Annotated in this window: 23 protein-coding genes and 1 tRNA gene; 15 read left to right on the plus strand and 9 right to left on the minus strand. The window is 47.3% G+C overall.

Annotated features, from left to right (window positions below; genetic code table 11):
* Positions 1-215: 215 nt before the first annotated feature.
* Both EOO49_RS12590 and EOO49_RS12595 read left to right on the plus strand, forming a co-directional pair.
* Positions 216-1,385, plus strand: a complete 1,170-nt coding sequence (locus EOO49_RS12590; protein ID WP_290846210.1) for a proline dehydrogenase family protein — start codon at positions 216-218, stop codon at positions 1,383-1,385.
* Positions 1,386-1,404: 19 nt separating this feature from the next.
* Entirely contained in the window at positions 1,405-2,019 is a 615-nt protein-coding gene (locus EOO49_RS12595) for a hypothetical protein (RefSeq protein WP_290846212.1), read from the plus strand.
* Positions 2,020-3,017: 998 nt separating this feature from the next.
* Here the strand turns inward: EOO49_RS12595 and xth are convergent.
* Entirely contained in the window at positions 3,018-3,791 is a 774-nt protein-coding gene (gene xth, locus EOO49_RS12600; RefSeq protein ID WP_290846214.1) for an exodeoxyribonuclease III, read from the minus strand.
* Positions 3,792-4,026: 235 nt separating this feature from the next.
* On the opposite strand from xth, the gene EOO49_RS12605 reads away from it, so the two are divergent.
* From EOO49_RS12605 to EOO49_RS12625, 5 genes are read left to right on the plus strand one after another with little or no spacing between them, the layout of a single operon-like run.
* The gene (locus EOO49_RS12605; RefSeq protein WP_290846216.1) at positions 4,027-5,271 is read left to right on the plus strand and encodes a response regulator; all 1,245 of its coding nucleotides are present in this window, start codon (positions 4,027-4,029) and stop codon (positions 5,269-5,271) included.
* A 3-nt stretch (positions 5,272-5,274) separates the two neighbouring features.
* Positions 5,275-8,835 (plus strand): response regulator, encoded by a 3,561-nt coding sequence (locus EOO49_RS12610; protein WP_290846218.1) that lies wholly within the window; start codon positions 5,275-5,277, stop codon positions 8,833-8,835.
* 1 nt (position 8,836) lies between these two features.
* Positions 8,837-9,205, plus strand: a complete 369-nt coding sequence (locus tag EOO49_RS12615) for a response regulator (RefSeq protein ID WP_290846220.1) — start codon at positions 8,837-8,839, stop codon at positions 9,203-9,205.
* The gene (locus tag EOO49_RS12620) at positions 9,202-10,011 is read left to right on the plus strand and encodes a protein-glutamate O-methyltransferase CheR (RefSeq protein WP_290846222.1); all 810 of its coding nucleotides are present in this window, start codon (positions 9,202-9,204) and stop codon (positions 10,009-10,011) included. Before EOO49_RS12615 ends, EOO49_RS12620 begins: the two co-directional genes overlap by 4 nt.
* A complete protein-coding gene (locus tag EOO49_RS12625; RefSeq protein WP_290846224.1) occupies positions 9,993-10,562 on the plus strand; it encodes a chemotaxis protein CheB in 570 nt (189 codons plus the stop codon). Before EOO49_RS12620 ends, EOO49_RS12625 begins: the two co-directional genes overlap by 19 nt.
* Before the next feature lie 45 nt (positions 10,563-10,607).
* Here the strand turns inward: EOO49_RS12625 and EOO49_RS12630 are convergent, their stop codons facing one another.
* The gene (locus tag EOO49_RS12630) at positions 10,608-11,183 is read right to left on the minus strand and encodes a GDYXXLXY domain-containing protein (protein WP_290846225.1); all 576 of its coding nucleotides are present in this window, start codon (positions 11,181-11,183) and stop codon (positions 10,608-10,610) included.
* Positions 11,173-12,456, minus strand: coding sequence for a DUF2157 domain-containing protein (locus EOO49_RS12635; protein WP_290846226.1), 1,284 nt, complete (start codon positions 12,454-12,456; stop codon positions 11,173-11,175). The genes EOO49_RS12630 and EOO49_RS12635 overlap by 11 nt, the downstream gene beginning before the upstream one ends.
* Before the next feature lie 134 nt (positions 12,457-12,590).
* Here EOO49_RS12635 and EOO49_RS12640 point away from each other — a divergent pair, with 134 nt between their 5' ends.
* Positions 12,591-14,081 carry an aminotransferase class V-fold PLP-dependent enzyme gene (locus EOO49_RS12640; protein ID WP_290846228.1) on the plus strand — a complete coding sequence of 497 codons (1,491 nt, stop codon included), beginning with the start codon at positions 12,591-12,593 and terminating at the stop codon, positions 14,079-14,081.
* Here the strand turns inward: EOO49_RS12640 and EOO49_RS12645 are convergent.
* Together EOO49_RS12645 and EOO49_RS12650 are read right to left on the minus strand one after the other, a co-directional pair.
* Positions 14,071-15,303, minus strand: coding sequence for a sterol desaturase family protein (locus tag EOO49_RS12645; RefSeq protein ID WP_290846231.1), 1,233 nt, complete (start codon positions 15,301-15,303; stop codon positions 14,071-14,073). The genes EOO49_RS12640 and EOO49_RS12645 overlap by 11 nt on opposite strands.
* A 184-nt stretch (positions 15,304-15,487) precedes the next feature.
* A complete protein-coding gene (locus EOO49_RS12650) occupies positions 15,488-16,372 on the minus strand; it encodes a lysophospholipid acyltransferase family protein (protein WP_290846232.1) in 885 nt (294 codons plus the stop codon).
* Between the two features lie 101 nt (positions 16,373-16,473).
* Here EOO49_RS12650 and EOO49_RS12655 point away from each other — a divergent pair, with 101 nt between their 5' ends.
* The 5 genes from EOO49_RS12655 to EOO49_RS12670 all read left to right on the plus strand — a co-directional run bounded on the left by EOO49_RS12655 (position 16,474) and on the right by EOO49_RS12670 (position 19,309).
* Positions 16,474-17,121, plus strand: coding sequence for a rhomboid family intramembrane serine protease (locus EOO49_RS12655; RefSeq protein ID WP_290846234.1), 648 nt, complete (start codon positions 16,474-16,476; stop codon positions 17,119-17,121).
* Positions 17,122-17,162: 41 nt separating this feature from the next.
* Positions 17,163-17,852, plus strand: coding sequence for an SIMPL domain-containing protein (locus EOO49_RS12660; protein WP_290846236.1), 690 nt, complete (start codon positions 17,163-17,165; stop codon positions 17,850-17,852).
* Positions 17,853-18,224: 372 nt separating this feature from the next.
* A complete protein-coding gene (locus EOO49_RS12665) occupies positions 18,225-18,413 on the plus strand; it encodes a hypothetical protein (protein ID WP_290846237.1) in 189 nt (62 codons plus the stop codon).
* 177 nt (positions 18,414-18,590) lie between these two features.
* On the plus strand, positions 18,591-18,764 hold the full coding sequence (locus tag EOO49_RS19320; RefSeq protein ID WP_366927242.1) for a dihydrofolate reductase family protein: 174 nt from the start codon (positions 18,591-18,593) through the stop codon (positions 18,762-18,764).
* 53 nt (positions 18,765-18,817) lie between these two features.
* On the plus strand, positions 18,818-19,309 hold the full coding sequence (locus EOO49_RS12670; protein WP_290846238.1) for a DUF6438 domain-containing protein: 492 nt from the start codon (positions 18,818-18,820) through the stop codon (positions 19,307-19,309).
* A gap of 430 nt (positions 19,310-19,739) precedes the next feature.
* Here the strand turns inward: EOO49_RS12670 and EOO49_RS12675 are convergent.
* The 3 genes from EOO49_RS12675 to EOO49_RS12685 all read right to left on the minus strand — a co-directional run bounded on the left by EOO49_RS12675 (position 19,740) and on the right by EOO49_RS12685 (position 22,588).
* Positions 19,740-19,820 (minus strand) — tRNA-Tyr (locus tag EOO49_RS12675).
* 137 nt (positions 19,821-19,957) lie between these two features.
* Positions 19,958-21,094: a TlpA disulfide reductase family protein gene (locus tag EOO49_RS12680; protein ID WP_290846240.1), complete on the minus strand. Its 1,137-nt coding sequence runs from the start codon at positions 21,092-21,094 to the stop codon at positions 19,958-19,960.
* Positions 21,095-21,181: 87 nt separating this feature from the next.
* Positions 21,182-22,588 carry an MBL fold metallo-hydrolase gene (locus EOO49_RS12685; RefSeq protein ID WP_290846241.1) on the minus strand — a complete coding sequence of 469 codons (1,407 nt, stop codon included), beginning with the start codon at positions 22,586-22,588 and terminating at the stop codon, positions 21,182-21,184.
* A gap of 126 nt (positions 22,589-22,714) precedes the next feature.
* Here EOO49_RS12685 and EOO49_RS12690 point away from each other — a divergent pair, with 126 nt between their 5' ends.
* Complete coding sequence (locus EOO49_RS12690) at positions 22,715-23,836, plus strand: VWA domain-containing protein (protein WP_290846243.1); 1,122 nt, start codon at positions 22,715-22,717, stop codon at positions 23,834-23,836.
* 171 nt (positions 23,837-24,007) lie between these two features.
* Positions 24,008-25,471 carry an AAA family ATPase gene (locus EOO49_RS12695; RefSeq protein WP_290846245.1) on the plus strand — a complete coding sequence of 488 codons (1,464 nt, stop codon included), beginning with the start codon at positions 24,008-24,010 and terminating at the stop codon, positions 25,469-25,471.
* Here EOO49_RS12695 and EOO49_RS12700 read toward each other — a convergent pair whose 3' ends face one another.
* On the minus strand, positions 25,472-25,714 hold the full coding sequence (locus EOO49_RS12700; RefSeq protein ID WP_290846246.1) for a hypothetical protein: 243 nt from the start codon (positions 25,712-25,714) through the stop codon (positions 25,472-25,474).
* Between the last annotated feature and the right edge of the window lie 76 nt (positions 25,715-25,790).

Genomic DNA, 25,790 nt, shown 5'->3' on the forward strand with positions numbered 1-25,790 from the left:
ATACTTTTCCTACTAATTTAAAGTCGTTGAACGGTGAAAAAACTCTTTAAATCACAAAGGCCGTGGCGTTCGTCGATTAAAAAAATAGGGATTATCGACAAATGACAGGACTTGCGTTTTTTACCGATGAACAGCGAAATCGTTATCATAAATTTCAAAATGCCGAATAAGAAATCAGGATTCGTGGTTATATTTGCACAATCTTCAAAATTGCCATGGAAAAAATCTTCAACGACACACAAGTCGCCTTTGCCTTGAAAAGCGATACCGAACTCGATCGCGCCTATTTTTTGTTCAAGCTCATCGACAGCGAGCCTTTGGTGAGAATCGGAACCGCGGTCACGAATTTTGCCATCAAAGCGCACTTGCCCGTCGAAGGTTTGATCCGCGCGACGGTTTTCGACCATTTTTGCGGTGGCGTGAACGAACAGGATTGCTTGCCGGTGGTCGATAAGATGTTTACGAAAGGCGTTTCGTCGGTTCTGGATTATTCGGTGGAAGGAAAAGAGGAAGAAGCGCAATTTGACGCGGCACTCGAAATGACGCTCAAAACGGTGGAATTTGCCAAGGAAAGGCTCGCGATCCCGTTCGCGGTTTTCAAGCCGACGGGTTTCGGACGTTTCGAACTCTACGAAAAAATCGGTGAAAACCAGGAATTGACGCCACAGGAAAAAGCCGAATGGAACAGAGTAGTGGAGCGTTTCGACAAAGTCTGCAAGACCGCACACGAGAAAGATGTCGCGCTTTTGATCGACGCCGAGGAAAGTTGGATGCAGGACGCCGCCGACGATCTTGTCGAGCAGATGATGCGCAAATACAACAAACAAAAGGCCATAGTTTACAATACTTTGCAGCTGTATCGCCACGATAGATTGCACTATCTGCAGCAATTGCACGAGCGCGCCAAAGCCGATGGTTTCTACATCGGGATGAAATTGGTTCGCGGCGCGTATATGGAAAAAGAGCACAAAAGAGCTGAGGAAAAAGGCTATCTCACGCCCATTTGCGCCAACAAGGAAGCCACCGACAAAAACTACGACTCCGGAGTCGAATACATGGTAAATCATCTCGATTCGATGTCGGTCTTCGCCGGAACGCACAACGAGGACAGTTCCTACAAACTCATCGAACTCCTGAATCAGGAAGGAATCGCCAAGAACGACAACCGCATCTGGTTCGGACAGCTTTACGGAATGAGCGACAACATCAGTTACAATCTGGCCGAAAACGGATACAACGTGGCCAAATATTTGCCGTTCGGGCCGGTTCGCGACGTGATGCCATACTTGATCAGACGTGCCGAGGAAAATACGTCGGTTGCCGGACAAACCAGCCGCGAACTCACACTGATCAAGGCCGAACGCAGCCGTCGCAAAGGAAAATAAACGTCCGAAACAATTAGATATGCCAAATTCCCATTCGCTCAAAGCCGACGGAAAACCAATGCTGTTCAGCTACGATCTGGAAACAGAAATCGAGAACATCGAACGTTGGTCGCAAGGAAGTAAGGCCGATGGAACTTCGGTACAAATCCTCAAAAAACTCGCTTCCGATTATATTGAAATCATTGATTCGAACAGCGTTTCATCGGAACAATTGCAGCGATTGCACGAGGCGACTTCAAAAGGGAAAAGCGGCATTTGGGAAAGAGCGGTTTCGCGTTTGGAACTTTTGGTCTATCATTTTGACGAAGCCAAACTGTTTGTGGTCGATGCGATAAAGGCTGCGAAAGGCGCGACTTTGGAACGTTTGCTCAATGTGGTTTCGGACAACTTTTCGTCTGAACAACAACTCCAGATTTTTGGTTCGGGACTTGCATCGGCCAACAAAAAAATCCGGATGAAAGCTGCCGAAATGTGTCTGGATTCGCGAAATATGGAGTTGGTTCCGATGCTCGAGTCCAAACTAGCTTCTGAAGTAGATCCGATCGTGAAATCTTGCTTGAAATTCGCTATCCGGAATATGCATCAACCTAAAGGTGAATTGGTTATCGATATGGATGATGAAGATGACGATTGAACCTGTAGACTTTTAGGGATTGAAACTATTAAGTTCAATATTAGTCTAATAATCGTTCGCAAATAAATTTGAACCATTAAGTTCATTAAGAGCAGTAAGGTTTTTGTCAGTCGCTGCCGAAAGAATTCAATCGGATCGATCTTGACTTTTTACTTTCCGCAAATAAATTTGAACCATTAAGTTCATTAAGAGCATTAAGATTGTGTCTGCCGTTGCAGAAAGATTTAATCGGCTCGATCTTAACTAACCTTAATTATCTTAATTGTTTAAAATTTCAATGAAAGAGCTTAATGTGCTTAATGTGCTTAATGGTTTAAAAGTCCAAGCGGATTGATGGCCAAAAAACTAATCTGTAAGCTCGATCTTGACTTGCTCGGGAATAAATTTGAACAATTAAAGTTCATTAAGAGCATTAAGGTTGTGTCTGCCGTTGCAGAAAGATTTAATCGGCCCGATCTTAACTAACCTTAATTATCTTAATTGTTTAAAATTTCAATGAAAGAGCTTAATGTGCTTAATGCCCTTAATGGTTTAAAAATCCAAGCGGAACAATGGCAAAAAGACTAATCTGTAAGCTCGATCTTGACTTGCTTAGGAATAAATTTGAACAATTAAAGTTCATTAAGAGCACTGAGATTGTGTCTGCCGTTGCAGAAAGATTTAATCGGCCCGATCTTAACTAACCTTAATTATCTTAATTGTTTAAAATTTCAACGAAAGAGCTTAATGTGCTTAATGTGCTTAATGGTTTAAAAGTCCAAGCGGATTGATGGCCAAAAAACTAATCAGTAAGCTCGATTTTGACTTGCTCGGGAATAAATTTGAACAATTAAAGTTCATTAAAAGCATTAAGGTTGTGTCTGCCGTTGCAGAAAGATTTAATCGGCTCGATCTTAACTAACCTTAATTATCTTAATTGTTTAAAATTTCAATGAAAGAGCTTAATGTGCTTAATGCCCTTAATGGTTCAAAAATCCAGGCGGAACAATGGCAAAAAACTAATCAGTAAGCTCGATCCAAACAGGCGCATGATCGCTTGACTTTTCCCAACCGCGAACGTGCCGGTCAACCTGAGCCTCGGCCAAACGCGCCTCGAGACCGGGACTCAAAAGAAAATGGTCGATCCGCAAACCCGCATTTCGTCCGTAAGCATTTCGGAAATAATCCCAAAAAGTGTAAATGGTTTCCGTCGGATACAAATGCCTGATAGCATCTGTCCAACCTTGCGCAACCAACTTGTGGAAAGCCTCGCGGGTTTCAGGCCGGAAAAGCGCATCGTCGACCCAGCGCTCGGGTTTGTACACATCGAGTTCGGTTGGCATTACGTTGAAATCTCCTATCAGAATCGTCGGCGTGTTGAATTCCAAAAGCTTTTTCGCGCGATTTTGCAATCTTTCGAACCAGTTGAGTTTATAGTCGAATTTCGGTCCGGGCGAAGGATTTCCGTTAGGCAGATACAGACAACAAATCAAGACGCCATTCACCATTGCTTCGAGATAGCGGCTTTGCTCGTCATCCGGATCGCCGGGAAGTTTGCGCCCTATTTCCTGTATTTCGTGTTCGCGCGACAAGATTGCCACGCCGTTCCAGCTTTTTTGTCCGTGCCAGATCGCTTTGTAACCTGCCTCTGCAATCGCTTGATCGGGAAATTTTTCGTTAGGCGCTTTGAGTTCCTGAAGGCAGACAATATCGGGTTTTGCTTCAGACAGCCATTTCAAAAGTACTGGCAATCTTCCGTTTACGCCATTTACGTTGTAAGTTGCGATTTTCATGGTGGGAAATTTAATGGAAATTCCGAAAAATTATCGGAAATTGGAAGTGTTTTGGCAATGCTTTGGCGTCGCGAAAAACGCCGATAAACATGTGAATCATGTAACACGGAACCGAATTTTAATAACAAAATTTGTGGGTTGCGTCAGAAATATCGCGCACAAAAACCAACACTCAATTATGTCCTATCTTATCGAATCCCGCCGTTGATGCGATCAGACAATCCAAATACCAGGTATGATACTGATCGTTGACGACAAAAAGGAGAATATTCTTCCGTTGAAAAAAATTCTTGAGGTGCACGGACTCGAATCGGATTCAGCCGAATCGGGTGAGGAAGCGTTGCTCAAAACCCTCAAAAGAGAATACGCATTAATAATAATGGACGTGCAAATGCCCGGGATGGACGGCTTCGAAGTCGTCGAGACCTTGTCGGGAAGTAGCCGTACCAAAGACATTCCCGTGATTTTCCTGTCGGCGATCAGCAAGGAAAAAAAGTATATCGCCAAAGGATACGAATCGGGCGGCGTCGACTATATCACAAAACCCGTCGATCCTGACTTGCTTATCATGAAAGTCAAGACGTTCCTGAAACTCTACAACCAGAATAAGGAACTCAAGGACATGCGCGACTTGCTGTCCAAAGAGATTGAAATCCGCAAGGAAACCCAGCAGGAATTGATGCTCGCCAACGAAAATCTCGAAGTGAAAGTATCCGAAAGGACTAGCGAACTCACCGAGAAAAACGACGAGCTCGAGATGCGCAACCACGAATTACAACAGTTCGCGTGGGTCGTTTCCCACGATTTGAAAGAGCCGCTGCGCAAGATCGAGACTTTCGTGAAATTGCTGCGCGACCGCTATCTCGTGCCCGAGGAAAAAGCCATCGATTACGCCAACCGCACTGTCGGATCGGCTTCGAGAATGACGAGTCTCATAAACGATTTGCTTGATTATTCACGACTTTCGTCCGAAGTTGTTCCCGAGGAAGTTTACCTCGAAGATGTCATAAACGAGGTTTTGGCCGATCTGGAACACCAGATCGCCACGAAAGACGCCAAGATCTTTGTGAGCAATATGCCCAGATTGGAGGGAATTCCGGGGCAGTTGCGACAATTGTTCCAGAATATCATCGGAAATGCGCTAAAATTCTCCAAGGAAGGAATCGCGCCTCAAATCGATGTAAGTTGCGAGCGTATCGGCACGAAAGACTTTGCTGGCGCAATTTCGGACAACGGTCAATTTTGCCGGATCACCATAAAAGACAACGGAATCGGCTTCGAGGAAATCTATCTCGACCGGATTTTCGTGATTTTCCAAAGCCTTCACGACCGAAAGAGTTTTGAAGGAACGGGCATCGGACTTGCGATCGCCAAAAAGATCGTCGAGAGACACAACGGGTTGATCACCGCAAAAAGCCAGCCTGGCGAAGGAACCAGTTTCATCGTCATTTTACCCATCGGATCAAACAACAAACACTAAATAATGAGGAATACTTTCAAAAGGAATCTACTGCTTAGTTTCGGCGGATCGCTTTTGCTGCTGGTAATCAGTTCCGGAGCGGCTTACCTGAGCATCAAAAACTTGCTCGGCAGCTCTGAAATGGTCGACCACACCAACGAGGTGATTTACAACCTGAACCGCGGCCAGCAAGTCATGACTGACGCACAATCGGGAATGAGAGGTTTCGTGATCACGGGCAAGGAGGAATATCTGTCCGATTACAAAGGGGCCGAAGTAAGGGCCGATTCGTATTTCAACAAACTGCGAGAACTCACCCAGGACAATCCGGTGCAACAGAACAGTCTGCGCGAGCTCGTGCCTTTGCGCCTCAAGTATTTCCTTTATCTGCAAGCCAGGATCGGGGAGAAGAAGCGAGGCGAATCGAATTTGGGCGAACTCGGAAACGGAAAAGCGATGATGGCCGAGATGCGAAACATCGTAAGGCGAATGGAAAGCGAGGAGTTAGGGCTGCTAAAAAAACGCACGCAGGAAACGCAAACCTACGCCAATTACAGTATTTGGCTTATCGTGGCCGCTGCTTTTGTTTCGATTTTCCTCAGCGGACTGTTCTTCGTGAGAATTTTGGCCGATTACAACGAAAGGACGAAACTCAACAAACAACTCGTCGACAAGGATATCGAAATTGCCGAAAGAATCCGGATCATAAGCGGCGTGGCGCAACAGATTACTGAAGGCAACTTCAAGGTGCGCGTTAAGGATTCGACTACCGATAATTTGGGAAGTGTGGGCGAATCGCTCAACAACATGGCCGTCGAACTCGACAGATCGTTCCAGTCGCTTTCCGACAAGGAATGGCTCCAGGCCGGAATCGCCGAATTGGGCGAGGTCATGATAGGCGAGAAAAACGTGTTGCAACTTTCCAAAGACGTTATTACGTACATAGCCGAATATACCAAAAGCGATGCGGCGGTGATTTACGTGCAAAACGGTGACGAACTCGTTGCGGTTGCCGGTTACAGTTATGTCCCGAATCCGAAAAGGGAAAAGATACAGATTGGGCAAGGTCTTGTTGGACAAGCCGTCGAATCGGATAAATTGACACAGATCAGATCAGATTCAGAAGACAATATCACGGTTTCGTATGCACTAGGCGAAATGAAACCCAAGCACATCGTGGCACTTCCGCTCAGGGAAATCAACGTGGAAGGTGCGCTTGAGATCGCGACCGTCAACGCGTTTTCACCTTTGCAGCTCGAATTTTTGGACGCTGTCGCGGACAGTATCGCCATCGCGTTGAAAGGCGCCCAAAACAGATCGAAATTGCAGGAATTGCTCGAGGAAACCCAGGCACAATCCGAAGAGTTGAAGGCGCAACACTCCGAATTGGAAAGCATGAATGCCGAATTGGAAGCCCAGACCGAAAAACTCCAGGCATCCGAAGAAGAGCTCAAAGTGCAACAGGAAGAATTGCAGCAAACCAACGAGGAATTGGCCGAACGCAGCGTTTTGCTTGAAGAAAGAAATACCGAAATCCAGAAAAAGTCCGAAGATCTGGAACGCACGACGCGCTACAAATCGGAGTTTTTGGCCAACATGTCGCACGAATTGCGAACGCCGTTGAATTCGATTTTGCTTTTGAGCCGATTGCTTTCCGAAAACAACGACAAGAACATGTCATCGGAACAAATCGAATTCTCGAAAGTGATAAACAGTTCGGGCAACGGATTGCTTGGCTTGATCGACGAAATCCTCGACCTGTCGAAGATCGAGGCCGGAAAGATGGATCTCGAATTCGCCGACGTTTCGGTCCAGGAAATATCGGGCATGATGAAAAGTCTGTTTTCGGAAGTCGCCAAGGAAAAAGGAATTGCGTTTGTCGTGGACGATTCGAACGCTCCGGTCGTGATCAAAACCGATAAAATGCGTCTGGAGCAGATTCTCAAAAACCTGATTTCGAATGCGATAAAGTTTACGGAAAATGGATCGGTGACTTTAGCCATCTCGAAATCGGAGGACAAATTCGCGACATTTTCGGTAAAAGACACGGGAATCGGAATCGCTCCGGAAAAGCAACTGCTGATCTTCGAAGCGTTCCAGCAAGCCGACGGATCGACCAAAAGAAAATACGGAGGAACGGGACTTGGATTATCGATAAGCCGCGAGCTCGCGAAATTGCTCAGAGGCGAACTCAAACTCTCGAGTTCGGTAGGCGAGGGTAGCGAATTCTCTTTGACGGTGCCGCTTTCGGCTTCGTCCGCGGCGGTTTCGGGCCCGATTTCGGTGCAGCGTCCAACGTCGGAACAAATGTCGGAGCAAAACGACGAGGTCAAACTCACGAAGACTTCCGAATATCTGAGCGACTCGATTCCGGACGACATTCCGGACGATCGCGAGTCAATTTCGGAAAACGACAAAACGATCCTCATTGTGGAAGACGACACGAATTTTGCCAAGTCGTTGCTTGAATTCACGAGACAGCGCGGCTACAAAGGCATCGTATCGGTTCGCGGCGATCACGCGCTTAATCTGGCTTTGGTCTACAAACCGATCGGCGTTTTGCTCGATATTCAACTTCCGATAAAAAGCGGATGGGAAGTCATGGAAGAACTCAAAAGCAACGGACAGACGCGCCACATTCCCGTCCACATCATGTCTTCTCACAAAATGCGCCAGGAAAGTCTGCTCAAAGGCGCGGTGAATTTCCTCGAGAAACCGGCGGCTTATGAACAGATTCCGGAGGTTTTCCGACGCATCGAACACATCGTGAACCGCGAATCGCAAAAAGTGCTTATCATCGAGGACAATTCGCAGCATGCCAAGGCGCTCGCTTACTTTTTGGAATCGCACAACATCAATTCGGAAATCCAGAGCGACATCACCTCGGGCGTCGACGCGCTTCAGAAAGAACACGTGAACTGCGTGATTCTCGACATGGGAATTCCCGACAAACAATCCTACGAAATCCTCGAGAATGTCAAGAAAAACAAGGGCTTGGAGAATCTTCCCGTCATTGTTTTCACCGGAAAAAGCCTGTCGCTCAAGGAAGAAGTCAAGATCAAGCACTACGCCGATTCGATCATCGTGAAAACGGCACACTCGTACCAAAGAATGCTCGATGAGGTTTCGCTTTTCCTGCATTTGATGGAAGAACAGAAGAAAGCGCCGGGCATGGCCAAAAAGGTGAATCTTCTGAACAATATCCTTAGCGGAAAAACCGTGCTCGTGGTCGACGATGACGTGAGAAACATCTACTCGCTCACCAAAGCGCTCGAAACCCTCAAAATGAACGTGATTACGGCAATCGACGGCAAAGAAGCGCTGAAAGTACTCGAGGCGCATCCCGAAACGGACGTCGTTCTGCTGGATATGATGATGCCGAATATGGACGGATACGAAACGGCGACGCACATTCGCCAAAACCACAAATACAAGAATCTTCCGGTGATTGCCGTGACCGCAAAAGCCATGACCGGCGATCGCGAGAAATGCATCAACGCCGGAGCTTCCGATTATATCACAAAACCAGTCGACGTCGACCAACTTATGTCGTTGCTTCGCGTTTGGCTTTACGACAAGAATTGATATGGAAAAGAAACGCATTCTTATCGTAGACGACGATTCGCGCAACATTTTTGCACTTTCGGCGGTTTTGAGATCGAGAAATTTCGAGTGTCTGTCGAGTTCGGGCGCGCGGGAAGCCATCGATCTGTTAAAATCCGAAACCGACGTCGACTACTTGCTGCTCGATATGATGATGCCCGAAATGGACGGATACGAAGCCATTCCGATCATAAGGAAACTGCCTAACGGAAAAAAACTTCCCATCGTCGCCGTAACCGCTCAGGCCATGGTAGGCGACCGCGAAAAATGCCTGGAAGCCGGAGCCGACGAATACATCTCGAAGCCCGTCGATATTGACAAATTACTACAAACGCTTACCAAATTGCAATGACCGAAGACCGTGAAATCGAATGGTTGATCAATGAAGTGGACGAATATTACGGCTATGATTTCAGCGGATATTCGAGAGCTTCGTTTCGAAGACGCGTAGATCGTTTGCTCGAGGTGGACGGTTTTAAGGATTTTTCCGAATTCCTGTCCAAAGTGCGTTCCGATCCCGAATACTTCAAGCGCATGGTCGAGGAAATTACCGTGAATGTGACCGAAATGTTTCGCGATCCGTCGTTTTACGCCGTTTTGAGAAATGTGATTTTGCCGGAACTCGGAACCAAACCGTTCATCAGGATCTGGCACGCCGGATGCTCGACCGGAGAAGAGGTTTTTTCGATGGCGATCCTGCTCGAGGAAGCCAATCTTTTGCACAAATCGCTTTTGTATGCGACCGATATCAATCCGCAGGTTTTGGACGTCGCCCGGAAAGGGATTTTTCCGCTTCGCATGATGAAGGAATATTCCGAAAACTACGTGACGTCGGGCGGAAAACAAGATTTTTCGGGATATTACACAGCCAACTACGGATTCGCCAAATTCAGCGACCGCTTTTCCGAGAAAATGGTTTTTTCGCAGCACAATCTCGTCTCTGATCGATCTTTCAACGAATTCGACCTGGTTTTGTGCCGAAACGTGCTGATCTATTTCGATAAGGACTTGCAGGATCACGCGCTTCAGCTGTTTGACGACAGTTTGGCCAAACTGGGTTATTTGGCGCTCGGAACCAAGGAAAGCATCAAATTTTCATCCATCCAAAGAAAATACCAACAGTACGAAAAGGACAAGATATGGAAGAAAGTCAAGTGACGAAACTAGTGCTCATAGGCGGTTCGGCCGGAAGTCTCGAGGTTTTGATGCAACTGCTTCCCGAATTGGCTTTCGGATTGGATTTTCCGATTGTGATCGTGCTTCACCGAAAGAATTCCGACGACACGACTCTCGAAGAACTCATTGCAATGAAAACCGTTTTGCCCGTTCGCGAGATCGAGGACAAGACCGTGATGCAAAAAGGTTCGGTTTACATCGTGCCGTCCGATTACCACTTGCTTTTTGAGAACGACGCATCACTTTCACTGGACACTTCCGAAAAGGTGAATTACAGCCGCCCGAGCATTGACGTGGTTTTCGAATCGGCGGCGGTGGTTTTCAGGGAAAGTGCGGTCGCAATCTTGCTTTCGGGTTCAAACGCCGATGGAGCCAGCGGATGCCGCCTGATAAAAGAAAACAACGGGAAAGTCATCCTCCAGAATCCAAAAACGGCCGATATGGGGTTTATGCCGAACTCGGCTTTGCAACTCGTCACGCCAGATTTCATTTTGGAATCTTCCGAAATTGCATCGGTGATCAATGAACTTTGAGATTGCGTTCGCTGCTTTTGGCAACATTTGCGTTACCGATATTGTTCATTGCTTCGTCTGAAGCATTTCCGAGGCGATCTCGCGGATCGATTTCCCGTCGATCATCACATCGGTCACGACAGCTTCTCCATCTTTCACCGAAACTACGGCATAGCAAACGCTGCTTGATTCCGGAAGTGCCTGGACAATCGTGGCACGAGTGTAGGCTTTTTCGGCTGCGGGCGCTTTGAATTCGTCCATGTAAAAATGATCGAAAGGCAAAATGATCCGAATTTGGTCGTCGTAATTGTTGGCGATGATTCTTGCCTTTACGGAATTTTTCTCGGCCGATGCAGAAAGCCCGATCGCTTTCGCAAAACCGTTTTCATCTTCTCCCAAAACCACGTAAGCCTGGGTTTGGTCTGCCCATTTTTTGGAATCAGGGCGGTGGATTTCATCAAGCTCGAAATTGAGATAGACGTACTTCCCGCGAAAAGGATCGGAAGGATCGATGGGCGCGGTCTTGAACTTGAATGCCGTTCCTTCGTCAATGATCGATTCGCGTTCGAAGATCATCTGCGCCGGAACGAACAATTGGGCAACGAAAGCGATTGCCAGCGCAATAAACCATTTATTGCTCATTTTTCCTGCGGTTTTTAAGAAGTTTCACGTTGGTCAGAATAAATCCGGTGCCAACAGCCATGAACAGAAGTCCGCGCGCGACGAACGGGATATCGGTATCGAAAAATCGGCAGATGGCGAGGATCACGATGATCAGCAATCCGAAGTTGAGCAAGCCGAGATGATCCATTTTACGACCTTTTTCCACATACCACAATCCGATGCAAAGCACGAGAATGTTCGGGAGTATGACCGCGAATCTCGTGAAATAGCCGATGATGAAAGCTGCGACAAAAACAAGGCTGAAAAGCGGAATCGGATCAAGATCGCCGGGATTTGCGGTTTTGTACTTTCGGATCAGCAACAAGACGCATCCCACAAAAAGCACAAAAGCGATCCAGAAATTTGCGGTCGAGAACAATTTCGGCTCGAAAAAGCGGCCGAGTTGCCACATCCAAAACCATTCAAAACTCGCGATAAGCAACAGGATCGGGATTCCGACGGCTGACAAAACCCGGAAAGGATTCGCGAACAAGGCTTTTCCCGAGAACATTGGAAATTCGCCAATCTGATAGAGGATCGCCAAAAGGAAAACGTAGGACAACATCGTGAATTCTTCGCCTTCGATCCCGAAAGCGCCGATTGCGATAAGCGTCGAAATGCCCCAGAACCAATGGTGGAAAGCCGTGAAATTCGAATCGGGACGGTTTTTTAGCGACATCAGATAATGTGGCGCCAAAAGGACGACGAATCCAAAGTATTCGAAAGGAAGTTCGCGCGGGTAGCCGAATCCAATCGAAAATGTCAAAACGGTTGCGCCGGCAATTGACAGCAACGAGGCCATAGACGACCGCATCAGGTAAACCAAAGGAACCGACAGCAAAACCCAGGTTGTGACAAATGATTTGAAATCGCCGGGAATGTTGTAGATCTGGGCGACCAGCGCAATGCTCGAACCGATCGAAAACACGAGTAAAGTCGTGCTGCTTTCTCGCCATCCGACCGAATCCTTGCGAAAGAAGAAACTGAAACCGCAAAGCAGCTGCGAAAGCACCAAGGGCAGGAACGCGAGGAAAGTGCGCACCGATTTCGGGAAATCGTCCCAATTGTGCGCCAGAATCAAAATGATGCCAAGTCCTATCAACAAAGCACCGATGATTCCGAAAACGACAAAAATCCTATTTGAGTTGTCGGGAATTTTACTGTTGTGGTAATCGGCGATCGCCTGACGCGTTTCGGGCGTGATGATGCCTGCCGACAAGAGTTCGTCCAAGTCTTTTTTAGAGATGTTCATTAATTGGGTTTGCGCCAAATCTAACGAATTTTCCAGTTCCGGTTCAAAGAAAACGTTTTCGCTTTTGCACGTTTTGGCCTGAAAGATTACTTTTGCCGGATTCAGGTTTTGAAACTGAAGTAAACCACGACGCCATGAGTCCAGAAACGCCCGTAAAAACGTCTTTAGAGCAGTATTTCAGCAAGTTCCGAAACGACATCGTCGGGATTTCACAGGAATTCGAATCGCCTTTCGGAACCCGGAAAATCATTTATACCGATTGGACGGCGAGCGGTCGTCTCTATCGTCCGATAGAACACAAATTGCTCCACGATTTCGGGCCATTCGTAGCCAACACGCACACGGAAACCACAGTTTCGGGAACGGCGATGACGATGGCTTACCACGAGGCGCGTCACATCATCAAACACCATGTGAACGCCAATCAGGACGATATTTTGATCACCGACGGAAGCGGAATGACGGGCGTCGTCAACAAATTCCAGCGTATCCTTGGACTCAAGATTCCCGAAAACCTCAAGCAGTTCACCAAAATCCCGAAAGAAGATCGTCCCGTGGTCTTCGTTTCTCATATGGAACATCACTCGAACCAGACTTCGTGGCTTGAGACGATTGCCGAGGTCGTGGTCGTTCCGGCTTGTCCGAAAGGCTTGTTCTGCCTGGAAACTTTCGAGAATTTGCTTTTGGAGTACAAAGATCGTTCGCTCAAGATTGCCTCGGTGACCTCTTGCTCGAATGTAACCGGGATCAAGACGCCGTATTTCGAGATCGCGCGTTTGATGCACAGGAACAACGGGTTGTGTTTCGTCGATTTTGCGTGCTCCGGACCTTATGTCGAGATCGACATGCATCCGGAAGACGAAGAATGCCAACTCGACGCGATTTTCTTTTCACCTCATAAATTCCTTGGCGGACCCGGAACTTCGGGCGTGCTCATCTTCAACAAAAAGCTTTACAAGAACCTGGTGCCGGATCATCCCGGCGGCGGAACCGTGAGTTGGACGAATCCTTGGGGCGAACACAAATACATCGACAATATAGAAGAACGCGAAGACGGTGGAACGCCGGGTTTTCTTCAGACGATAAAAACCGCTTTGGCCATAAAGCTAAAGGAACAAATGGGCGTTTCTAATATTCTCGAGCGAGAGGAAGAACTTGTCGATTATGTCTTTTCGGAATTTGATTCGCTCCCGAATCTCAACATTCTCGCGGGTCAACACAAGAAACGTCTTGGCGTGATCTCGTTTTACATCGATAAATTGCACTTCAATCTCGGAGTCAAATTGCTGAACGACCGTTTTGGAATCCAGACGCGGGGCGGATGCAGTTGCGCCGGAACGTACGGACATTATCTGCTTCACGTGGACCAGGAAACCTCGAATTATCTGACCGACAAAATTTCTTGCGGCGAATTGCTCGAAAAACCGGGATGGATTCGAATGTCGATCCATCCGACGACCACAGATTCGGAGATTGCATTCGTTTGCAAAAGCATCCGTGAATTAGCGCAAAACCACGAAGAATGGGCTAAGGAGTATGATTACGATTCGCGCTCGAACGAATTCGTGCACAAGAATGCCAAGCGCAATGAAGCTGCAATGATCCAAAACTGGTTTACGCTTTGATTTTGGTCTCGTCGTAAAGCAACACGTGTTTCTCGTACCATTTATCAAGTTCGAGAGCGTAGTTCAAAATGACGAAAACCGCCGCCGAAGTCGCGAAAAGCAAACCCGAATCCAGCCAGTACGAAACATAAGCCACAACGAGAATCACGCGTAGATATTCGAGATAGTAAATCCAGCGCCTTTGTTCGAGAAGCGCTCCGCAATTGATCAATGTGATCAGGATGAATGTCACGCAGAAAGTGACCGTGAACGCATCCGCGGAAGCGAAATAAGCCGTAAATACAGTCAGGATCGCCACACAAATCCCAAGTTGTACATACAAATATTTTCGGAAACGGAAGCGGCACTGCCAATGTTCTTTTCTGTCCGGAATAAACGTCTTTTCGAGCTGCGGCCGAATGTCCTGATCGAGCAATGCCGGACTTCCAAATGTGATTCTCATCTTGTTTTTGAATCCGGTCACGCGTCGGCAGGCTTCGTAAATCTCGAGGTAGTAATGGAAATGCTGCCAAAGGAAACTGTGGCTTTTGAGCGGATGGGTGAGTCCGTAAGTGGGTTTTTCTTGCTCTCGCATAAACGTTCCGAACAGTTTATCCCAAAACACGAAGACGTCGCCGTAATTCTTGTCGAGGTATTTTTCGTCAGATGCGTGATGGACGCCGTGAATCGATGGCGTTACCAAAATATGTTCGATCCAGCCCAATTTCCCGACGAGTTGCGTGTGAGTGAAAAACGAGTAAGCGCCGTGGACGACCAATACGAGCATGACCATATCCGGTCGGAAGCCCAAAAAGGGAAGTGCGCACCAGAAAAAGCCGCGGATTATCGCCTGGAAAGTCGTGATTCGGGCCGAAACCGTAAGATTGAATTCCTCGCTTTGATGATGCACGATGTGCGCCGCCCAAAAGATGTTGACTTCGTGTCCAAGCCTGTGATACCAATACCAGACGAGATCGGTTGCAAGCAAAAGTCCGATCCAGATGTACCAATGGCCAGGAATCTGGAACAATGCAAAGTTTTTGTAGACGTAGACGAAAAGCTCGTAAAAACTCACCGATATGAACAAATTGAGCAAGCGTTCGGCAATTCCGATACTCAAATTCGTGACCGAACTCTCAAAGTGAAACAGTTTTTGCTTTCGGAACCGCGCTATCCGATACTCGATATAGAGAAAAATGAAAAAGCCCGGAATGGCGAAAGCGAGATAGTTTGCGTTTTCCATAAAAAAAAAGCGGCCACCTGAATCAGGAAGCCGCACTTGATTAAAAGTTATACCAAAGCCTTACCCGACACTGCGCGCCAAATCATTACAACAACAGTTGCAACAAGTAGCGGCCGTAAAGCAAAACTGATTTTTCATTGTGTCCAAGTAACGAAATTTTGGTTTGTAAAACAACAGCGAAATGCTATTTAACAGCGTCCGGTTTGCGGTGTTTCCAGCGTTTGTGCGTCCACAAATAAAGTTCCGGAACTTTGCGGATCTGTTTTTCAAGACGTTTCATGTAATCGTCGGTGATCTCGAAATTCGGGATCTCTCGAGGATTTTCGGACAGGATCTCAAAAGTCGCCTCGTAGAAACCGCGTTTTACCTGATCGACTCTCAAGTTCAGCGCGATCATGTCGTAGCGCTTGGCCAGCATTTCGGGTCCGATGTGAACCGGCGTCTGGATTCCCATGAATTCCGTCCAATGCGAAATGCTCGAGGCTTTGGGCGATTGGTCCGAAACAAGCCCGTACGTTCCGACAACGCCGGCAACTCGATTTTTGGTGATCGTGGGAATCGTTTCCTTGGTCGTGATCAGATGCGCGCGAAAACGACCTCTGATCTTTCTGACCAACTTGTCGAAATAGGGATTTCGGATGCGCTTGTAAACTGCAAATCCGTTGTTTACAGTGTGGTAATTCACAGAAATGATCCACTCGTAAGTGCCGTAATGCGAGGCATAGACCATGATGTTCCGGTTTTGCTTCTGGAGTTCGAGAAACAGTTCGAGATTGGTGAAGTGGAAGTGCTTTTCCATTTCGTCCCGCGATATCGTAAGGGTTTTGACCATCTCGAGGAAATTGTCGCACATGTGATGGTAGACTTTTTGCTCGATTTCTCGTCTTTGCTTGTCCGATTTCTCCGGAAAGGCAAGCTCCAGATTTTTGCGCACCGTCGATTTGCGGTATCCGACGAGGTAATAGGCAACCAGATAAATCGCGTCCGACACCACGTAAAGTATCCGCCAAGGCAAAATCGAAAGCACCCATAAAATCGGGTAAAGCAATAAATAAGCGAGCAACTGCATCGACAAAAATTTTGGCAAATATACGGTTTCCCGAATCGGGCAGGTGCGCACCTTAACAATTCCCGGGCATATTCGTATTTTTACGCCACAAAATTTCTTCCATGGATTTAGTCCTTATTGCGCTCATCACAGTAACGGCGCTGTTCAGTCTCAAAGGTTTCGAAGACCTTCACTTTTTTCGCAAGTACGATTTTCATATCGGAAGCATCCGGAAAGGCGAGCAAATCAGAATGTTGTCATCCGGATTCCTGCACGCAGATTACATCCATCTTGGCTTCAATATGCTCACTTTGTATTTTTTTGCTCCCAAAGTCATAGACGAATTGGGCGATTTGCTGTTTTTGTTGGTTTACTTCGTGAGTTTGGTTGGAGGAAGTCTACTTACTTTGGTCTTGCACAAGGACGACTATTCTTATCGTGCCATCGGAGCTTCGGGCGCAGTCACAGGCATCGTTTTTTCGGCAATTTTAGTCGATCCGAGCATGAGAATGGGATTGCTTTTCCTGCCGAGACAACTTTATATGCCAGGCTGGATTTTCGGGATCGTCTACCTTTTGTATTCGATTTACGGCATGCGTGCAAAACGCGACAACATCGGACACACGGCTCACTTTGGAGGAGCAATCGGCGGATACGCGATCACTTTGGCCTATCAACCAAATTTATTTACAGATCAAACCTTCACAGTCATTGCTTTAGCTATCCCGATAGTCGCACTTTTCGTTTTGGAAAGACTCGGCAAGCTGTGATGGCACAATAATTGAAAACAGGCAACTCAAACAACTTAAATATGAAAAAGATTATCCTCATGTCGGCTATGCTTATCGGAATGGCCGCCGCAGCCCAAATTCAGGTCGTCGACCAAAAACCTCAGATTTCAGTGAACGGAGAAGGCAAGGTCAAGGCCGTCCCGGACCAAGCGCAAATTTCCATCGGAATCGAGAACAAAGGTGCAAACGCCACTGATATCAAGAAACAGAACGACCTCACGACAGAAAAAGTCGTCAATTTCCTTAAGAAGTTCAACCTTCCAAAAGGCGATGTCCAAACCCAGAAAGTTTCGCTCACGCCAGAATACGACTACGACAAAAAGAAATATACCTACGTCGCCAACCAGACTATCACGATTTTCCTGCGCGACCTCAATAAGTATGACGAACTCATGGCAGGCCTCGTCGATACCGGAATCAACCGCGTGAATTACATCAATTTCAAGTCGTCGAAAGAAGAGCAGTACAAAACCGAGGCGCGAAAACTGGCCATGCAGGACGCCAAGAAAAAAGCCGAGGATTACGTGTCGGTACTCAATCAAAAAGTGGCTAAAGCGCTAACGATCAACGACAACACCCAAGTCATCTACCCGCAAGCCGACAGGATGATGGCCTTCGCGAAAGTCGGTGGTGGCGCGGCTCCGGAGACGCTGATGATCGGTGAGATCGATGTCACGGCCAATGTCAGCGTAAGCTTTTTACTTGAATAACTATAAAAAACGATTTAACAGAAAGTCCCGGTTTTTCCGGGATTTTTTATTTACGGCAACTGCGACTGCTTTCTGCCACTGCCACTGCGACTGCTTTCTGCGACTGCCACTGCTACTGCTACTGCTACTGCCACTGCCACCGCTTTCTGAATTTGGGCGTTGCGGCGGTAACTGCATCCTGTTCTGCCACAACTCCGGGCAACCGCCGCCGGGCTGGTCGCACTCGCTATTTCCCGCCGAAAAGAGGCGGGAAATGAGCTCAAACAAAGCGACCATCCCTAACGCAGATCCGTTTACGCGACTACTTAAGTTCTTTCTAAATCGCTTTGCATCCGCCGTGAGAATGGGTAACTTCAGGATAAAAACAGCGCCATGAGAAAACTGATTCCGTGTGAATGGCTGGCATTGGATGGTTTCGCTAGCGACAAGAACGGCACGACCGCATTCTTCGAGAATCCAAAATACGGCAAAGGTTCAGACCAAGACATGCTCGGGATCTTGAAAAATGTAGACACGATCCTCATCGGAAGGAAGACCTACGAAATGTTCGTGAACTTCTAGCCAGACGTCGATCCCAAAAAAAGAACCGATAGCAAAAGCGCTCAATGCCACGCCAAAAATCGTATTCCCGGGCACACTTGCGAAAGCGCCTTGGGGAAATGGGAAGAGGCGAAAATCGTGTCGGGAGCTCCATCCGAAAAAATTGCCAAACTAAAATCGCAAACTTGAAAAGATATCATCGTTTGGGGAAGTATTTCGCTGGCGCGCGCGCTTGTTGCCGCAAATCTCGTTCACGAATACCAAACTCGCGTCTTACCCGTAATTTTGGGCGAAGGCGAATCGTTGTTCAACAATTCCGACCCAATCGATCTCGAACTGTCGAGACCGAGGGCTATGAGTCGGGATTGGTAAATTCGCGTTATCTGCCCAGGTAGTTTCGACAAATATTCTAAATCACCTTTAAAATGAAAAAAGTTGTTCTTGTGCTTCTGGTGTTCGCCGCTTCGTTGGGTTGCGCCACCAAATCCGAATCTTCGTCTTTCGAAAAGATTGTCTACCACACGTCGGGCTGTTTCGGATTCTGTCCAATTTACCATTTGCAGGTCGAAGGCAACGGAAAAATCAGGTTGCATATTGAACGTGTCTACACAAACGGGCGGGAAGTCGACTCGACAAAAATCGGGTACTACGAAGGCACGCTTGATAAAGCACTTTACTCCAAGCTCGAATCGGAAATCCGGAAATTCGACACTTCCAAAATCAAATTCGAGAACACGAGTTGTTGTGACGGCGTTCTCAAAACCGTGATACTTTACCGAAATGGCAAGCGCGAATTCGTGCGTGAAATGTTCGAGCCTGAGCAGATGCGGCCGCTGGTTGGGGTTTTGAATGAAATTTGTGCTTTTGGTGGTTTGAGGCGTGTTGGGGAATTTGAGGTTGAGGTTGGGGAGAGGTGATTTTTGGTGTTTTTTGGTTTGGGGAGTGTGGAGATTGGTTTGGTGTTGGTTGGTTTTAGATTGGTAGGTCACTCGCTGCGCTCGTTATTTTGGCGTGAGTCCTTTTCGCTGCGCTCGTTTTTTTTGGCGTGAGTTCGTTTCGCTGCGCTCGTTTTTTTGGCGTAGTTCGTTTCGCTGCGCTTGTTTTTTTTTGGCGTGATTCCGTTTCGCTGCGCTCAATATTTTGGGTTATATGGTAAATGGCGCTGCGCTTAAAGATTCTTTTTTTCTTCGATTGCAAGTACTTTTTAGGTAATGACAAGATTTTCCCACAGGATTACGTCGCTTCGCGACGTGATCCATGTGAGGGTGAACCCTCACATAATAAATTCAAAAAAAAACTGGGCAATCAAGCGAAGCTTGTTGCCCAGTTTTTTTTTGAATTTATTTGTGGGAAGAGCAGGATTCGAACCTGCGAAGGTTTCCCAACGGATTTACAGTCCGTCCTCGTTGGCCGCTTGAGTATCTTCCCTTGGCGTTAACGGGTGCAAATATAAGCCGCTTTTTGGGCTTTGCAAGTTTATTAAAAAATTATTTCAGAAGTATTTCGCAACAATCTGAATCCCAATAACTACAAGCATAAAAAAATCCTCCGGGCGGAGGATCGTATTATTTCGGTACGTCTGGCTTGGCGAGCCATTCTTCGACTTTCTTGCGAAGTTCTGCTCCGTGAAGGTCTTTTCCCACAACAACTCCGTATTGGTTCACGACAAAGCTGCTTGGAATCGCTTCTACTCCGTAGCGTTGCGCGATCGGGTCTTTCCATTCCTGAAGATTGGAAACCTGCGTCCAGGCAAGTCCGTCTTTGGCGATCGCTTCTTTCCATTTGTCGGCAGATTTGTCCAATGAAACACCAACGATATTCAAACCTTTGGCGTGGAATTCATTGTAAAGCGCGACGACTTCCGGATTCGCTTTTCGGCAAGGACCGCACCAGGAAGCCCAAAAATCGATAAGCGTGACTTTTCCGCGGGCGTCTTTAAGCGAAACCTGTTTTCCGTCTGGCGTGGCGGCCGAAAATTCCGGAGCGCGTTTTCCCGCTTCGACCACTTTCGCTTTCTTGATCTGTTCGCCAAGCTTCTTTCCTGCTTTGGTCTTTTTGAGTTCAGGGTCGAGGTTGTTGTACATGGTCTCGATTTCCGGAATATTCGGCTCATAAGTCCTGAATCCGTTTCCGATAAGGAAAATCGAAATATAAGCTTTCGGGTTGTCTTTCGTCCACTTCATGATCTTCTCTGTGATCACTTTCTGCCTGCCGTCCATGTCCTTGCGGATCTTGTTCACCGTGGCCGTGTCGTTCTTTTGTTGCGCAGCCAGATACTGCGGCTGGATTTTCTTCCACTGCTCGCCCAGCTCAAGTGTCAGTTTCGAGCTCAGCTCACCATATTCGGTAAACTTGTCGTTGTTGAAAGTTCCGGAAACCTTGTTCTTGAAAATACTGTCTTTGTTGATGGCCACATCAATCGTTCCTTCTTCGGCTATGAATGGGGAAATCGTCTGCAGACCTTCGATTTCGAGTCCATACATTTCAGGCTCTGTCGCCGTTCCCTTGAATTCGAATTTTCCGTTTTCGATCTTTACCGTGTCGACGTTGACAGATCCTATCGAGTCATCTTGTCTCTTGAGGATGATTTTTTTTCCGTCCACTCCAGAAACGGTTCCTTTGAGTACGAACTCGTTTTCGCCAACCGAATTACAGGCGATCAAAAGTGCCGGGATGGCCAGTGCCAAAAAAGCTTTTTTCATTATTAAAATTGATTTTTCGTGTGCAAATGTATCTAAAAATAAAGCCGTACACGAATCGCACGGCCTAAAATTTTCTTATTGTTTGGGTTACTTCGAATTCGACGGACAGGCGAAATTGCTCAACGCAACATCGGTCTTGCGAATGCCTGCCATTCCTTTCTCGACGTTGGTGAAATTGTGTATGCCGCGCGACTTGAGGATCGATCCCATGATCACCGAACGATAGCCGCCGGCGCAATGCAGATAGAATTCTTCCTTGGGCAAACCCGCGAAATTCTCGTTCACATCGTCAAGCGGGAAACTCAACGCGTCTTTGATGTGTTCCGATTCGAATTCACCCGGTTTTCTGGCGTCGACGATCGGTTTTTCGGTCGCGGCCGATGCGAATTCCTCGGGCGATACCGACTTCATTGCATCGGTCTCGAATCCGGCATTTTTCCAGCTTTCGATTCCGCCTTCGAGATAACCGACGACGTGGTCGAACCCGACGCGCGAAAGTCTCGTGATCGCTTCTTCCTCTTTGCCCTCGGGCGTGACGAGCAGCAAAGGCTGGTTCACGTTCATCAGCAAAGCACCGACCCAAGGCGCAAATTGGCCCTGCAATCCGATGAAGATCGAATTCGGGATGTGTTCTTTCACAAAGTCGTTTTCATGTCTCACGTCAAGCACGACCGCGTCCGTTTCGTTTGCCGCAGCTTCGAAAGCTTTCGCAGACAACGCCCTTTTGCTGTTGGCCAGAATCGCGTCGAGGCTTTCGTAACCTTTGCTGTTCATCTTGACATTTTGCGGGAAATAGGCTGGAGGCGCGCCAAGTCCATTTAGCAGTTCTTCGGTAAATTCGGCTTTGGTCATGTCCTGACGCAAAGCGTAATTCGTTCTTTTTTGGTTGCCGAGTGTATCGGTGGTTTCCTTGCTCATGTTTTTTCCGCAAGCGCTTCCGGCTCCGTGACTTGGGTAAACGATCAAATCGTCGGCCAACGGCATTATTTTCTCACGAAGCGAATCGAACAGGTAACCGGCCAATTTCTCTTGCGTCAGATCGGCTACGGCTTCCTGGGCCAAATCGGGTCTGCCGACATCACCTATAAATAAGGTATCGCCCGTGATGATGCCATATGGTTTTCCGGTTTCATCCGAAAGCAGATAACAAGTACTTTCCATAGTGTGGCCCGGCGTATGGATAGCTTTGATGGTGTATTTCCCGATTTTGAATTCCTCATTGTCAGTGGCGATGTGGGCTTCGAATTCTGGTTTTGCCGTCGGTCCGTAGACGATTTTGGCAGCTGTTTTCTTGGCCAGATCCAAATGTCCCGAAACGAAATCGGCATGGAAATGGGTTTCGAAGATGTACTTTATGGTAGCGTTGTCGTTTTGTGCCTTTTCGATATAAGGCGAGACTTCGCGCAACGGGTCAAAAATGGCCGCTTCTCCATCACTTTCCAGGTAATAGGCGGCCTGAGCGATGCATCCGGTGTAGATTTGTTCGATTTTCATGACTGTAAGTTTGGCTTTTGCCGGGCATAAAAGTACGATTTTTATGGGTTTGGACTGGTTCCGATTTAACTTAAAATTAGTATCGGCCCAAAGCTCCAACCGACGATTTTGCCGTAATTTTAGCCTATGGACAATATATTCAAAAAAGGGTTTCGCTTCCATTCTTACCAAGCGCCCGAATTGTCGCCATTCGATCGTCTCTTCGACATTTTCAAGGAACTCATCACGCATACATCGGGCGATCTCGACGAAGCGCTTGATTGGTTGCGCGAACTGGATTCCGAATACAATCTCACCGACGAAAACTATACGATAGCGCATTTTGTTGAGGATCTGAAGAAAAAAGGCTACATCCGCGAGGAATTCGAAGACGACGGAACGCCCGGATTGTCGATCACGGCAAAGACCGAACGCGCCATCCGCAAACAAGCTTTGGAGCATATTTTTGGGAATCTGCAAAAACAGGGATCGGGCAACCACCGCACGAAATTCACGGGAAGAGGTGACGAACATACCGGAGAATTCCGCGAATACCAATTCGGCGACGGACTCGAAAGGATCTCGCTTACCGAAAGTTTGAGAAACGCCCAGATCAACAACGGAATGGACGAATTCCGCCTGACGGAAAACGACCTGATCGTCGAAGAAGCGCGTTTCAAAGCCCAAATGAGCACGGTTTTGATGATCGATATCTCGCACAGCATGATTTTGTACGGCGAAGATCGCATCACGCCAGCCAAGAAGGTCGCGATGGCTTTGGCTGAACTGATCACGACGCGCTATCCGAAAGACACCTTGGACATAATCGTATTCGGGAATGACGCTTGGTCGATCGCTATCAAAGATCTTCCGTATCTCAAGGTCGGACCTTATCACACCAATACTGTCGCGGGTTTGCAGTTGGCAATGGACATTCTAAGGAGAAAGCGAAATACCAACAAACAGATTTTCATGATCACAGATGGAAAGCCGAGTTGTGTGCGCGAACGCGACGGATCGTATTACATGAACAGCAACGGCCTAGACGAATATATCGTGGACAAATGCTATACTCAGGCAGCCCAGGCGCGAAGGTTGCACATTCCCATCACGACTTTCATGATTGCCGAAGATCCTTATTTGCAGCGTTTCGTGAGCCTTTTCACCGAAGCCAATCAAGGCAAAGCGTTCTACACCGGGCTTAAAGGTCTTGGCGAGATGATTTTTGAGGATTATGAGGCGAACCGTCGGAAGCGGATTCGGGGATGATTCAGTTGCAGTTGCAGAAGCAGTTGTAGTTGCAGAAGCAGTTGCATTTGCAGATTTATAAACAGATGCAGAAGCAGTTGCAGAAATCGAAGCAGTTTGTTTCGCAGTAAATAGCAGAATGGCCGATCGATTAAACAGATGAGATCGTCGGCTTAACAATTAGAATTCAATATGGAAAATCAGACTATAAAAACAATAGGACAATTAAGGCAATCGGGTTATGTTTCGAAATCGATCAAAGACGAGCTGAGAGACAACCTGATCGCAAGCATAAAGACCAAGAAATCAGCTTTCGAAGGCATTCACGGATTCGAGAATACGGTTATACCGGAACTTGAACGCGCGATACTTTCGCGTCACAATATCAATTTATTAGGACTTCGCGGACAAGCAAAAACGAGACTTGCCAGACTGATGGTAAATTTGCTCGACGAATACATTCCGGTTGTCGAAGGTTCCGAAATAAACGACGATCCTTTGCGCCCGATTTCGCGTTTCGCCTTGGACTTGATCGCCGAAAAAGGAGACGATACGCCCATTTCGTGGTTGCACAGAAACGATCGTTTTCTGGAGAAATTAGCGACGCCCGACGTAACTGTCGCAGATTTGATCGGTGATGTCGATCCGATAAAAGCCGCGAATCTGAAACTTTCTTACGCCGACGATCGCGTCGTGCACTTCGGGATGATTCCGCGCGCCAACCGCTGTATTTTCGTCATAAACGAATTGCCCGATCTTCAAGCAAGAATTCAGGTGGCCTTGTTTAACATCTTGCAGGAAGGCGATGTACAGATTCGCGGTTTCAAGGTTAGATTGCCTTTGGACATGCAATTCGTATTTACCGCAAACCCTGAAGATTACACGAATCGCGGCAGCATCGTCACGCCGTTGAAAGACCGCATCGGCTCCCAGATCCTGACGCATTATCCCGACACGATCGAAGTCGCAAGAACGATTACCGAACAGGAAGCAAAACTCGACAAGCGACAGGAGGAAAGCGTTTACGTGCCATCTTTGGCAAAAGACCTTCTGGAACAAATCGGGTTCGAGGCGCGCGAAAGCGAATTCATCGACAACAAAAGCGGCGTCAGCGCGCGAATGAGCATCACGGCCTATGAAAACTTGCTGAGTACGGCCGAAAGACGCGCGCTGAAATCAGGCGTTGACAAAACTTCGGTGCGTCTCTCGGACTTTTTGGGAATTATTCCGGCGTTGACCGGAAAAGTGGAACTGGTGTATGAAGGCGAACAGGAAGGCGCGGCATTCGTCGCCCAAAGATTGCTGTCAGACGCAGTGAAAACGACCTTTTCGAATCTGTTCCCGAAAATAGAGAAACTCGAGAAACAAGGCCAGGACAATGCTTATAAGGAAATCGTCGACTGGTTCTTTACCGAATCCGGATTCGAACTGGCCGATGAAGCGTCTGACCAAGAATACAAAAAAACGTTGGATTTTGTCACGCCACTATCTGACCTGATGAAAAAATACCAACCGGACACGCCTGAAAAAGACGTGCCATTCGTAAAAGAACTGGTATTGTGGGGATTGGTCGAAAACAACAAACTGAGTAAAGACAGGTTTACCGAGGGTTTCCAATTCAAGGATCCTTACGGCAGCTACATCAGCAAGTTGTGATCAGGCACTCGCGAGTGTATTGATTCTGGTTCGGCAAACGTGAAGTTCACCTTGGGCGTGTTCAAGCTCGTTCATGGTGATTTTCATGTCGAGCGTAAGCTGTTTGAGTTCGCGTCTGAAGATCGCGTCTTCGGGTTTTTGGTCGAGTTGGGAGCGTACATTTCTGAGTTTTTCTTCCAGCATTTTTACGGTTTCCCGCGCTTTTTCGACCTGCAGTTCATAATCCAGGCAGGTTGTACTCATTATCGTTTATTTGTGTTATTGTTTCTCGATTGCTAATATACAGACAATTAAATTTCGCGCAATTACCTAAAAGCGG

This window comes from Flavobacterium sp., assembly GCF_004295795.1.
Classification (GTDB): domain Bacteria; phylum Bacteroidota; class Bacteroidia; order Flavobacteriales; family Flavobacteriaceae; genus Flavobacterium.